8 protein-coding genes and 1 pseudogene are annotated in these 12,860 nt (G+C 73.8%); 2 read left to right on the forward strand and 7 right to left on the reverse strand.

Features of this window, described 5'->3' with window-relative positions; genetic code table 11:
- From ACTIGN_RS08530 to ACTIGN_RS08550, 5 genes are all read right to left on the reverse strand, one after another.
- Window positions 1–834: chemotaxis protein CheB (locus tag ACTIGN_RS08530; protein WP_439622787.1), on the reverse strand; the 834-nt coding region annotated here is incomplete at its 3' end.
- Between the two features lie 131 nt (window positions 835–965).
- Window positions 966–3,128, reverse strand: coding sequence for a sugar nucleotide-binding protein (locus tag ACTIGN_RS08535; RefSeq protein WP_439622789.1), 2,163 nt, complete (start codon window positions 3,126–3,128; stop codon window positions 966–968).
- A gap of 248 nt (window positions 3,129–3,376) precedes the next feature.
- Window positions 3,377–3,763: a hypothetical protein gene (locus ACTIGN_RS08540; RefSeq protein WP_439622791.1), complete on the reverse strand. Its 387-nt coding sequence runs from the start codon at window positions 3,761–3,763 to the stop codon at window positions 3,377–3,379.
- Between the two features lie 41 nt (window positions 3,764–3,804).
- Window positions 3,805–6,624 carry an FAD-dependent oxidoreductase gene (locus ACTIGN_RS08545; RefSeq protein ID WP_439622793.1) on the reverse strand — a complete coding sequence of 940 codons (2,820 nt, stop codon included), beginning with the start codon at window positions 6,622–6,624 and terminating at the stop codon, window positions 3,805–3,807.
- Between the two features lie 201 nt (window positions 6,625–6,825).
- On the reverse strand, window positions 6,826–8,688 hold the full coding sequence (locus tag ACTIGN_RS08550) for a glycoside hydrolase family 2 protein (RefSeq protein WP_439622795.1): 1,863 nt from the start codon (window positions 8,686–8,688) through the stop codon (window positions 6,826–6,828).
- Between the two features lie 306 nt (window positions 8,689–8,994).
- Between ACTIGN_RS08550 and ACTIGN_RS08555 the strand changes: the two genes are divergently transcribed.
- Window positions 8,995–10,386 carry an outer membrane protein assembly factor BamB family protein gene (locus ACTIGN_RS08555; protein WP_439622797.1) on the forward strand — a complete coding sequence of 464 codons (1,392 nt, stop codon included), beginning with the start codon at window positions 8,995–8,997 and terminating at the stop codon, window positions 10,384–10,386.
- Window positions 10,387–10,507: 121 nt separating this feature from the next.
- On the opposite strand, the gene ACTIGN_RS08560 is transcribed toward ACTIGN_RS08555, so the two are convergent.
- Complete coding sequence (locus ACTIGN_RS08560) at window positions 10,508–11,119, reverse strand: UbiX family flavin prenyltransferase (protein WP_439622799.1); 612 nt, start codon at window positions 11,117–11,119, stop codon at window positions 10,508–10,510.
- Between the two features lie 503 nt (window positions 11,120–11,622).
- On the opposite strand from ACTIGN_RS08560, the gene ACTIGN_RS08565 reads away from it, so the two are divergent.
- Entirely contained in the window at window positions 11,623–11,874 is a 252-nt protein-coding gene (locus tag ACTIGN_RS08565) for a hypothetical protein (RefSeq protein ID WP_439622801.1), read from the forward strand.
- Window positions 11,875–12,110: 236 nt separating this feature from the next.
- Here ACTIGN_RS08565 and ACTIGN_RS08570 read toward each other — a convergent pair.
- Window positions 12,111–12,797: pseudogene (locus tag ACTIGN_RS08570) on the reverse strand (DUF1559 family PulG-like putative transporter); the annotation flags it as partial.
- Window positions 12,798–12,860: the final 63 nt, after the last annotated feature.

A 12,860-nucleotide genomic window follows, 5' to 3' on the forward strand; every position in this document is an offset into this window, starting at 1 on the left:
TGCGGGTCCGGAGCACCGCCAGCACGTCGGCGAGCACCGGCTCGTCCCGCGGGCCATGGTCGGCTTGCGGTACCCCGAGAAGTCGTGCCGGGTGCGGGTCCGGAGCACCGCCAGCACGTCGGCGAGCACCGGCTCGTCCCGCGGGCCCGCGTCGCCGGTGGCGTACGGCTGGGCGGCGTACCGCACCAGCGCGTCGGGCACCTCGGCGGGGCGCAGGATGAAGTCGGGCAGGTGGGCCCCGATCAGCCCCCGGGGCATGGCGGGGAACTTGGCCGACTCCGGCTCCTGGGCGATGACGAGGCCGCCCACCGCCTTCACCACCTCGGCCCCGGCGGTGCCGTTGGACCCCATGCCCGAGAACACGACCGCGACCGCCCGGTGCTGCTGCTCCTCGGCCAGCGAGCGGAAGAAGTCGTCGACCGGCCGGCCGTGCCCGCGGGCCGCCAGCTCCGGGCCGAGGTGCAGCCGGCCGTCCCCGATGGTGAGCGTGTTGCCGGGGCGGATCACGTACACGCGGTCCGGTTCGACCGCCTGCCCGTCCGCCACCTCGACCACCGGCATGCGGGTGTGCCGGGCGAGGATCTCGACGAGCAGGCTCTCGCGGTCGGGCGGGAGGTGCTGGACGAGGACGTAGGCCATGCCGGCGTCGGCCGGGCACGCCCGGAGGAACTCGGTGTACGCCTCGAGCCCGCCGGCACTGGCCCCGATCCCGACCACCAGGAACGGCAGCCGCGGGGGCCGCGCGTCGTCGGGCGGGGCCGTGAGCCGCGCGCGCCCGCTGGCCCCCTCGGCCCCGTCCCGGTCGCCCGCGTCGTTGCCCTCGCCGCTCGCCATGTGTGGTCCCGCCCCCGGCCGCGCACCGCCAGCCCAGACCCCCATCGGACCGGCGGGCCGCGGTGCTCTCATTTATTACTACGGAGAGCCCCCGAGGGCCGTCGATTCCCATCGTTCGCCGGCGGGGCGCGTCACGCGACCGGGCGGGACCCGCTCTCGGCGAGGAACCGGTCCAGGCAGTCGGCCAGTTGGGGCAGCACGAGCCCGCGCGAGCTGGTGAGCGGCGTGTACTCCGGGCGGGGCGCGGGCCACGCGAACGACGCGGCCGGGCGGGGCTCCACGAGGCCGGGGTCGAGGCCCGCCGCCACCGCGGCGGTGCGCGCGAGCCCGGCCCACGTCACGGGCTCGGGGGTCGCCAGGTGGCACACCCCGCGGTCGCCGTCGATCAACAGGTCGAGGACGCTCTCGACCAGGTCGGGGGTGTACGCCGGGGTGACGGTGAGGTCGTCGGCGGCGCGGACCGCGACCCCGCCCCGCAGCGACCGCAGCGCGTAGCCGACGAAGTCCCCCCCCCCGGACCCGAACGTCGCGCCGGTCCGCACCACGAGGGCGTCGGGGTGCGCGGCCAGCACGGCGGCCTCGGCCTCGGCCTTCGTGGCCCCGTACACGTTGAGCGGCGCGACCGGGTCGCCCTCGCGGTACACCTGCCGCCGGCGGCCGTCGAACACCAGGTCGGTCGAGAACGTCACGAACCGGACCCCGCGGGACGCGCAGGCGTCGGCCAGGGCCCGGGCCACGGCGACGTTCTCGTGGCGGCACCGCTCGGCGTCGGACTCGGCGGCGTCGACCCCCGCGTAGCCCGCGGCGCTCACCACGGCCCACGGGTTCACGGCGTCGAGCACGCGCCCGACCGCGGCCGGGTCGGCCGCGTCCAGGTGCCGCCGCGGGCGGACCACCGCGGCGAGGCCCCGGCCCCGGCAGGCGCGGGCCACGGCCCGGCCCAGGCCGCTCGCCCCGCCGACGATCAGGATGGGGCGCCGCGCGGCCAGGGGCACGGCCCCCGGGCCCGCCGCCCCGAACAGGCGGTCGGGCCGGAGCCACCACCCCGGCCCGTCGATGGCCGGGTGCGCCGGCTCGTTCCCGGCGGCGAGGTCGCGGACGAGGCCGGCGAGGGCCGTCGGCCGGGGCGGGTCGCTGCGGACGTCGAACAGGCCCGGCTCGTAGTGCCCGCGGTCGAGCGTCACCAGCGAGTCCCAGTCGAACGCCCCGAACGCGGCCCAGGCGGTCACCGCGCGGACGTCCGCGCCCGCCGCCCGGGCCTGGCACGCGGCCGCCCACACGTCCCGGAGCCAGCGGAGCTGCTCCTCGCGGGTGCAGCCCAGGTGCGCCTCGGTCACGGCGACCGGCAGGCGGTACCGGTCCCACGCCTGGTGCAGCAGCGCAGCGAGGCCACCGAGGCCCTCGGGGAGGACCCGCACGGCCTCGGTGTCGACGTACCGGTGGCGGCCGTTCCCGCCGTGCATGTGGGCCGGGTAGCGGTCCAGGCGGTCGTCGAGGAACCGCTCGCTTGTGACGTAGTAGTTCACCCCGACGACGCCGGGCGGGCACGGGTGGTCGAGGAACCACGCGACGTCGCGGTCCGGCACCCCGAGCCACCGGAAGTAGTCCCACATCGGGTGCCCGCGGTCGACGCGGCCGCACAGCAGGTCCCACGTGACCCACCGGCGGTGGTTCTCGAACTCGGCCTGGTACCGGAGCGGCGGGGCGGCGTGCGTGTGGCCCAGGTCGTCGGTCTGGACGAGCCGGGCGTGCGGGTTCACCGCGCGGACCGCGGCCATCGCCAGCGCGACCGCCCGGCACTCGGTGAGCAGGCACCGCGCGAACGTGCGGTCGTCGCGGCCGTGCGGGTACCAGTGGCCGTACATGCCCGCGAACCGGGCGGTCGTCAGCGGCTCGTTCACCGGGGTGTAGTCGCACACCCACGGGAACCGGCGGGCGACCTCGGCGGCATACGCGGCCAGGCCGTCGCCGAACCCGTCGTCCAGGAGCGACGTGTGCGCCGGGCCGCTCCCGTGGTGGACGAGCCCGAGGATCGGCCGCACCCCGAGCGCGCGGAGCCGGGCGAGGCCGGCGGCCGTGCGGTCCCAGTCGGCGGGCCGGGCCGCGTGCCGCTCCCACAGCACCGGGTAGCGGACCGCGCGGACGCCGAGGGCCGCGAGCCGCTCGACGTCCCCGTCCCGGCGGTCGTGCCCGGACCGCGCGAGCTGGTCGGCGTACCGGTCCCCGACGCGGTTGACGGTACACTCGATGCCGGCCCAGACCTCGGGCCGGTCCGTGGCGCATGGCGGGGCCATTCACACCTCTCGTGATGGAGTGCGTTGGGGCGCGGGGGCCGGGCGTCCGGTCCCGCGGGGCGTGGCGCCCCGGAGGCGGCCCCACGGGTGCCGGCTACGGGTGCTTCACAAGCGGATCAGGGGTCAGACCGAATCGTGGTGATCCGTATCCGCACTGTAGCCGGCCTCTGTGAGGCCGGGGCTGTGGGACTCGCCAAGGCCCGGCCTCACAGGGGCCGGCTACAGATACTCTTCACGACGAGTCGGTGTCAGTTGGGGCGGTGCGACCAGTAGGCGAACCGCCCGGTGCGGCCCCCGCAGTGGGGGCACGTGGGGAAGTACACCCGCTCGACGGTCGCCTCGTGGCCGCAGTGCCGCCCGGCGTGGACCGGCACCGGCAGCCCGCACCGCTCGCAGTCGTGGAGCGGCTCGGCCCCGTCGTCGGTCAGGTAGATCTCGATCAACTCGGCCGGGAGGACGTCGGGCACGGGCCGCTGGTCCCGCTGGATCAGGTCGAGCATCGCGCGGAGGCCCCCGCCCCCGCACCGGCGGTCGCTCAGAAGAACCTCGACGCGCCCCCGGTGCCCGTCGGGCACGGCCGCGAGGAGCCGGGTGAGCGAATCGGCCGCGTCAAAGGAGGAGGCGTTGTTCGTCATGGTGTTCCTCAGGGGGGCGAGGGGGCGAACCGGGCGAACGGTCAGACGGTCACCACGGCCCCGCGGCCCGCGAGCGCGGCCCGGACCGCGTCGGCGACCTTCTTCCCCGCGAGGAAGGCGTGGTCCGAGTTGTAGTACTCCCACTCGCTGTACCGCCCGGCGAGGTGGACGCCGCGGGCCGAGAGCCACTGGCGGATGGTCGCCACGTTCTTCGGCCGGGCGTGGTCGTACACGACGTAGGCGAACGGCATGTCGACCTGGTTGGCGGCGAGGACCGGGTCCGCCGCGTTGAAGAGCCCGACCTTGACGCAGTCGTCGACGCACCGCTTGACGAGGTCGTCGCCGTCGCACGGCAGCGGCTTGAGCGGGCCGTAGGTGATCTCGCACGTGACCCCGAACCCCCCGGGCGGGTTGCAGTGCGGGCTCGCGTTCCCCTGGACGAAGACGCGGTGGAACACCGTGTCCTCGGGGTAGTAGATCCAGTGCTTCTCGGTGAGCTTCTCGCGCCCGATCCCGAGGTTGACGCACCGCACCGACGTGAACCGGAGCCCCTCGGCGGCCCGCTTCACCTCGTCGGGCACCTCGTCGCCCATGCAGCGGATGAGTACCGGCAGCGGCATTGTACTGACGAGCTGTTCGTAGGGCACCTCCTCGCCGTCGGTGGTCACGACGACCTTCCGCGAGGGCGACACGGACCGGACCCGGGTGTTGAGCCGGAGCCGGTCGCCGAGGTGCGGCAGGAACCCGTCCATGAGGGCCTGGAACCCGCCCCGCAGCGGGTACCCGAACCGGGCGTTCGGCCCCATCGGCTTCGGGGTCGGCGACAGCGCGCCCTCGATCATCTCGCCCAGGTCGGGCATCGGCACCCGGCCCCCGAGCCAGCTCGTCTCCATGTCGGCCAGGGGGACGGCCCAGATCTTCTGGTTGTACGGGACCGCGAAGTGCTTCGCGATGCCCGCGCCCCACACCTTGTAGATGAACTCCTCGAAGTTCCGCGGCGCGTCGCCGGCCGCCGCGGCCCCCGCGGCGTTCCGCGCCACGAGCGGGACGGTGCTCTCGGCCACCCCGTCGCCGCAGCAGTCCGACACGGCCGCGTCCTTCGGGTCCGCCCCGGGCACCCCGTTGCACGCGGCGCGGGCGTGGCCGTTGCCGCTCCCGTTGCCGTTCGCGTGGCCGTTGCCGTTCCCGTTGCCGTTCCCGTTGCCGTTGAGCGGCAAGCGGTTCACCAGGCTGGTGCCGTTCGCGTGGCCGTTGCCGTTACCGTTGCCGTTGGCGGTGCCGTTCGCGTGACCGTTCCCGTTGGCGGCCGCGGCCGGCTTCGCCTCGGGCTTCTTGGCCAGGGTGCCGAACCGGGACTCGATCGCGCCGACGATGCACTCCTTGATGACGTCGGCCGGGAGCCCGTAGAGCGACCCCTGGAACGGGTACCGGGTGTACACGTTCTTGCTGTAGATCCACGCCTCGCGGTCCTGCCAGTGGACGTTGTCGCCCAGCAGGAGCTTGTACATCTCGTGGACGTACGGGTCGTTCGAGAACATGATGTGGCCGGCGAAGTCGAACGTGAACCCGTTGTCCACGATCGACCGGCACCACCCGCCGACGCGGTCGTTCGCCTCCAGGAGGACGGCGTCGTCGCCGAGGTGGTGTGCGGCGCTGAGGCCGGTCGGCCCCGCGCCGATGACCACGACCGGCCGCGGTGCCGCGGTGCTCCGGTCCCCCGCCCCTTCGTCGGTCGCGTCGTCCGTCGCGGCGCCCGGCGCGGCGCGGTCGAGCAGTTCGGCCATCGCCGCCGCGGTGCTGTCCCACGACGTCTTCGCGAGCACCGCCCGGTACGCCCCCAGCCGCTCGGTCCGTTCGCGGTCCGTCTCGGCCAGCGCCCGGTCGCACGCCGCGACGAACTCCTCGGCCGTGTCGCCGAGGCCGACGATCGCGCCGTACGGCTCCGCGACGTCGGTGATCGGCGTGCTGACGATCGGCTTGCCGGCCGCCATGTACTCCAGCGTCTTCGTCGGGCTGATGTACTTCGTGGAGTCGTTCCGGGCGAACGGGAGCAGCGCCACGTCCCACCCGGCGAGGAACGCCGGCAGGTCGGCGTACGCCTGCTGGCCGAGGTAGTGGATGTTGGCCCGCCGGGGCAGGTCCTCGGGGGCCAGCTTCACCACCGGGCCGACCATGACGAACTGCCAGTCGGGCCGGGCGTCGGCGGCCGCGGCCAGCAGGTCGCGGTCGAACCGCTCGTCGATGACGCCGAAGAACCCGAGCCGCGGGTGCGGGACCCCGGCCTGCGCCGCCGGCTCGGCGACCGGGCCGGCGGCCTTCCCGAAGTGGACGGCGTCGACGCTCGACGAGAAGCAGTGGCAGTTCGGGTGGCGGTCCTTCTTGGCCCGGTACAGGCTCGGGCCGCCGGTGAAGACGACGTCGGCCCGGTCGAGGAGCTGCTGCTCGCGGTCGAGCAGCTCGCGGGGCGCGAACTTGAAGGCCGACAGCTCGTCCATGCAGTCGTACGCCACCGCCCGCGGGGCCAGGTCCCGGGCCAGGGGGAACGCCATCGGGGTGTAGAACCACGCGTCGTACCCGCCCGGGGCGCGGTCGCGGACCAGCTCGGCGACGAGCGGCCGCAGGTGCGGGAACTGGTCGTCGGCGAACCCGTGCCCCTCGGCCGGCGTGTGCGGGCGGCAGACGGTCAGGTTCGGCCCGGCCTCCCGCACCTCCCAGTGCGGGGCCGCCGGGTCCTTCACGGGCTCCTCGACGAACAGGACCGGGCGGTGGCGGGCGAAGCGGCTCAGGAGGTGCTGGGGCCGCTGAAATACAAAATCCCACCGCAGGTGGGAGAAGACCACAAGGGGAAGTACTGAGGGCATCGATTACCTCATGTTGATCGACCGAGATGGGCGGTTCGTACCTCTGCACGTCCCGCGCCCGTCCCGCCCCGCGGCCGGCACTCCCGACAGGGGCGTCGGGAGTGCCCGCGGCCGGCACGGCCGGCGCGGCCCCCGGCCCGCCGCGGCGGGCCGCGGAGGCAGCGAAGTTCCCCGCGGTGCGCACGGGTGTTCAAGGGGTGGTCAGGGCGCGCCGGGCCGCGGGGTTTGTTGCCGCCGCATGAGGTCGTCGCGCCAGATCTGCTCCTGCTCGAACTCCTGGACGGTCGTGGGGCCGCGGGTGGCCCGCGCGATCTCCTCGAGCGGGAACTTGGGGGTGCGGTCGGCGTACAAAAGGCCGTTGGCCTCCTGGTACGTGTCGGCGAACTGGGTGTAGCAGAACCCCGCGAGCACCGGCATGGAGCGGACCACGGCGAGGAGCCGGGCGTACCGCTCGGCGAACACCGCGGCCGAACTCGCCTGGCTGTACCCCCAGGTCCCGGCGTCCGGCGAGAACGCGATGCCGCCGAACTCGGTGAGCACGACCGGGTGGTCCGGGTGCCGCTGGTCCGGCCCCTCCCCGAGCACGAGCATGCGGCCCCCGGGCCGCTCGCGGCGGAACAGCCGGGCCAGGTCGTCGGTGGCCCCGTACCGCGCGGCGATGCGGGCCAGCTGGTCGTCGTAGTCGTGGATGCCGATGACGTCGGTGGCCACGCTCTCCCACCCGTCGTTGCCGACCACGGGCCGGGTCGGGTCGAGCGTCTTGGTCAGGTGGTAGAGGGCGCGGACGTAGTGCCGCTGGGCCGGGCTGTCGGGCAGGTCGGGCACGCCCCACGACTCGTTGAACGGCACCCACGCGATGACGCACGGGTGGCTCCGGTCCCGCTCGATGACCGCGAGCCACTCGGCCGCGAGCCGCTCGACCGACTGCGGGGTGAACCGGTACGCGCTGGGCATCTCCTCCCACACGAGCAGGCCCAGGGCGTCGGCCCAGTACAGGTACCGCGGGGCCTCGATCTTCTGGTGCTTGCGGACCCCGTTGAACCCCATCGCCTTGGTGACCTCGACGTCCCGCCGCAGGGCCGCGTCGTCGGGCGGGGTCTGGCCCGTCTCCGCCCAGTACCCCTGGTCGAGCACGAGCCGGAGCGTGAGCGGGCGGCCGTTGAGGACGAACCGGTCCCCCTGCATGGCGATCGACCGCAGGGCCGTGTAGCTCCACACCTCGTCGAGGGTGTGCCCGGCGGCCGAGAGCAACTGGAGGTGCGCCTGGATCAGGGTCGGCCGCTCCGGGCTCCACAGCAGCTCGTTGCGGTAGTCGTCGATCCCCGGGTCGGACAGGGCGATGCGGCGCTGGACCTCGCCGGCGATGACCCGGTACGTGTCGTCGGCCAGGACCGCCGCGCCGACCGAGAGCACCACCCGCAGCCGCAGGTCGTCGGGCGGCGGCCCGCCCGCGTCCGAGACGATGTACGTGTCCAGCGCGATCTCCCACCGGTCGAGGGTCGGGGTCCACCGGAGCTTGCCGACCCGCGTCGCGGGGACCGGCTCGATCCACACCGACTGCCAGATCCCGGTCGTCCGCGGGTACCAGATGGAGTGCGGGCGGAGCTGCCAGTCCTGCTTGCCCCGGGGCTTCGCCAGGTCGTGCGGGTCGTCGTCGGCCCGGACGACGATCTCGACCTCGCCGGTCCGGGCCGCGGCGGTGATGTCGGCCCGGAACGGCGTGTACCCGCCCCGGTGCGTGGCCACCGGGGTGCCGTTGGCCCACACGAGCGCCTCGTAGTCGACCGCGCCGAAGTGGATGTGGAGGTGCTCCCCGTCGGCCAGGGCGGGGGGGCGGAACCGGAGCCGGTACCAGCACCGCTCGTAGAACCCGCTGTCGCCGATGCCGCTGGCCGCGGTCTCGGGCGCGAACGGCACCCGGATCCGGCGGTCCCACTTGACCTCGCCGGGGGCCGTCCACCGGCTGGTCGGGTCGATCGCGAAGTCCCACTCCCCGTCGAGGCTCGTCCACCGCCGGCGGCGGTGCTGGGGGCGCGGGTGGTTCTGCCAGGTTCCTTCGGGCATTCTCGGTCCTCGTGTCGTCGCGGGTGGACGGTTCTCAGCAAACGCGGTACCACCCCGCCGGCCCCGCGCCCGTTCCCGGCCCGGCCCCGCGCCAACGCCCCGCGGCGGCCCCGTGCCCGCGGCGGCGCCGGCCCGAATCGAACGGGAAACCCCTGTTCCCACTTCGGTGCCGCCGCCGTGTCCGGACTGTCCGCAATGTTCACGGGGGCGCCCGGCGGGCCGCGGCACTCATCCCGATTTCATGCCGCCGCGCCTACGATCAGCGTGCTCGATGTTCGGAGCCGTGCCCCTGATCCTGGGTGTCCCATGCGACGTTTCGGACCGCTGCTCGCGCTCGCCGTGCTGCTCCCGCTGCTCGCCCGAACCGGCCCCAGCCCCGCGGGGGACTCGCCGCAGTTCCGGGGGCCGGGCGGCACCGGCGTGTTCACCGACGCGCGGCCGCCGGTCGAGTGGGGCAAGGGCAAGAACGTGGCGTGGAAGGTGGCGGTGCCCGGCGTCGCCTGGTCGTGCCCGATCGTGGTCGGCGACAAGGTGATCCTCACCACCGCGGTGTCCCCGGGCCAGCCGAAGCCCCAGGGGGGCGGGGGCGGGTTCGGCGGCGGGAAGGGCGGCGGGGGGAAGGGCGGGGCGCCCAAAGCGACCTACCAGTTCAAGGTCGTCTGCCTCGACCGCGCGACCGGCAAGCCGCTGTGGGAGAAGGTGGCCAAGGAGGCGGTCCCCACCATCCCGACGCACGGGAGCAACACCTACGCCACCGAGACCCCGGTGACCGACGGCGAGCGGGTGTACGCGTACTTCGGCATGACCGGGCTCTACTGCTACGACCTCGACGGGAAGCAGGTGTGGGCGAAGGACCTCGGCTCGTACCCCATGCAGGCCGGGTGGGGCACCGCCAGCTCCCCGGTGCTGGACGGCGACCGGCTCGTCGTGCAGTGCGACAACGAGGAGAAGTCGTTCCTCGTCGCGCTCGACAAGAGGACGGGCAAGGAGCTGTGGCGGACCGACCGCGCCGAGCGGTCCGGGTGGAGCACGCCGTTCGTGTGGAAGACGAAGGACCGCACCGACATCGTCGCCGCGGGCGGGCGGAAGATCCGCGGGTACGACCCGGCCCAGGGCAAGGTCGTGTGGGAGCTGGACGTCGGCGGCGGGCAGTGCTCGGCGTCGCCGGTGGGGGACGCGGAGCGGCTCTACGTCGGCGTCGGGCAGGGCGGGAAGGGGGGCGGGGGCGGTGCGGGCGTGGGCCGCGCCGCCGGCACCCTCTTCGCCGTGAAGGCCGGGGCGACGGGCGACGTCACCCCGAAGGCGGGCGAGACCGCCAGCGACGGGGTCGCCTGGGCCGCGGCGCGGGCGTGGCCGGGGGCCGCGTCGCCGCTGGTGTACGACGGCCGCGTCTACGTGCTGGAGCGCAACGGCGGGCTGGTGAGTTGCTTCGACGCGAAGACCGGTAAGGCCGCGTACAAGAGCGAGCGGATCCCCGGTGCGGGCGCGTTCTGGGCGTCGCCGTGGGGGGCCGACGGCCAGGTGTTCTGCCTCGACGCGACCGGCGCGACGCACGTGCTGAAGGCCGGCGACGAGTTCGAGGTCGTCCGCGTCAACCGGCTCGACCCCGACACCTACTGGGCGACCCCCGCCGCCGCCGACGGTGCCCTGTTCGTCCGCAGCGTCGAGTCCCTGTACCGCATCGACGCGAAGAAGTGACCCCGGGACTTGGGGTTCGTTCCGCTCTGGTGGGGCAGGCATTCGTGCCTGCTTCCAACCGCCTCACGAGGCAGACAAGAATGTCTGCCCCACCAACCCAACTGCGGAACTCCTACACGGATCACGCGGGGCCGTCGGGCGCGGCCCCCGCTTCGTGCGCGGGCGGCTCGCCCCAGCGGGTGGCGGACGGCGACTCGAGGTCGAACAGGTCGAGCACCCGGGCGACGGTGTGGTCGACCACGTCTTCGAGGGTGCGGGGCCGGGTGTAGAACGCCGGGACCGGCGGGGCGATGACGCCGCCGGCCTCGGTCACGGCCAGCATGCTCTTCAGGTGGCCGGCGTGGAGCGGGGTCTCGCGGACCATCAGCACCAGCCGCCGCCGCTCCTTCAGGCACACGTCGGCGGCCCGGGACAGGAGCGCCCCGGTCACCCCGGTGGCGATCTCGCTGAGGGTGCGGATCGAGCACGGGGCGACCACCATGCCCATCGTGCGGAACGACCCGCTGGCGATGGCCGCCCCGACGTCCGCGGGGTTGTAGGTCACGTCGGCGAGCGCTCGCAACTCGGCGGCCGTCAGGTCCGTCTCGTGGGTCCGGGTCAGGTCGCCGGCCCGGCTCACGACCAGGTGGGTCTCGACGTCCAGCCGGCGGAGCACTTCGAGCAACCGCACCCCGTAGATGATGCCGGTCGCCCCGCTGATCCCGACGATCATCCGGCGTCTGGCGGGCGGCATGGGTCGTCCACGAGCGTGTGCGGGGCCGGAGCGGTGCGGGAGGGGCGGCCGGAGCGCCGGCCCCACAGAGGTGCGGTCAACGTGCGCGTCGCACCCATTCTAGTCCCCGCCACGGGCGGGTTCCACACGCCCGGCCGCGCGGGACCCGAACGGTCCGGGCGCTCGCCGGGCGCCCACCGGGCGCCGCGGTGGGGCAAGGGACGCGCGGCGCGGTCGTGCGGTGGGCCGGCACCCGCGCCCCTCGGATTCGATCCACTTCACCTCCTACTGTCGCGCCGTTCCGACCGATAGTGATTGCGACTGGACCGTGCCGGACCATCGAACTCCGGAAAATCTGAGACGAACCTGTGGAAGTCGCGGGGCGCCGCGGGCCGCACGGGAACGCGGGGCCCCACCCCGGCGGCCCCCGTGCGCCCCGCGGCGTGCAAGATTCCGCGCGGAATACGTAGCGGTGCGGGGCCGCCGGCGCGGTACTCTAACGTGTCACCCTTACCGGAGGTCCGATGCGAGCCACTAATGTCTGTCACGCCTGGGTCGTGTACCGGATGACGATGCACCGGAACACCGCGGGCGGGAACGTGGTGTGCGAGCAGCGCGAGTGGGAGGTGCTCGAGGCCGAGCGGCCCGGGTTCCACACGCTACTGCACACGGGGCTCCGGACCGAGCAGGAGGCCGAGCGGTTGGCCCGCGGCACGGCCGGCGACCCGGTGCCCCGCAAGCCGAAGGTGAAGACGGCGGTCCCGCTGACCGTCTGATGCGCACCTCTTGAACCGCCCCTGCCGCCGGTCCCAACGGGCCGGTCGGCGGAGCGGCCGACTCCCGACACCTTCCAAAATCCCCACGCGCCCGAAACGTGAACCGCCAGCCTACGGCCCGTCGCCGCGAGCGGGGCGGGGTGAGCCGTCACCCACTTGTAGCCGGTGCGGCGGGGCTCGCGCAGCGCCGGCCTCATGTGAGGCCGGCGACAGTCGCCCGTTCGCAGGCTTCGCGGTCAGTAGTTCGGGATCACGTTGCCGTCGGCGCGGAGGCACAGGTTCTTCAGCACGGTGGTGTCGATCGCGTACGGGATCAGCCGCACCGAGCCGTCGGCCAGCGCGACGTTGAACCCCTCGGTGTGCGGCGACCCGAACGGCTGGCCGCAGAACGAGTAGGTCGTGTTGGTGACCGTGCTGTCGGGCTTCGGGGCCTGGTCCCCGCGGACCAGCATGTCGTTGTCCCAGTTCCCGATCCACCCCTCGTTGTTGTTGCAGTCGTTCACCCCGGCCATCGCCATCTGGAGGCTCAGCGCCTTCTCGCCGATCATGACGGTGCTGGTGGTGCCGTCGGTCAGCATCCCGATGGTCACCGGCCCCATGTCGTTCCGGTGCAGGACGCCGTTGTTGCTGTACGTGCCCACGTTGCCGCCGTAGAACGTCGACGCGCCGCCGTTGTCGAGCTTCCGCGACCCGCCCCCGGTCGGGCACCCGAACACCTGCACGGGGGTGCCGCGGACCACGTTGGCGTCGGTGGTCGCCCACAGGTTCCCCTGCTCGATGTACGGCAGGAGCTGGTAGCCCCAGCCCCAGTTCTGGCCCACGCCGATCGCGAACGACGACCCGTTCGCGGTGCGGTTACCGGCCCCGGCGCAGCACCCCCCGCCGGACGTCGGGAAGTACCCAATCGCGTCGTGGTGGTTGTGCCACCCGAGCGCCGGGTAGGGATCACATTAGTTGGTAGACGTTCGTTTCATGCGGCCGTGGAC

This window comes from Gemmata sp., assembly GCF_051859125.1.
Taxonomy (GTDB): domain Bacteria; phylum Planctomycetota; class Planctomycetia; order Gemmatales; family Gemmataceae; genus Gemmata.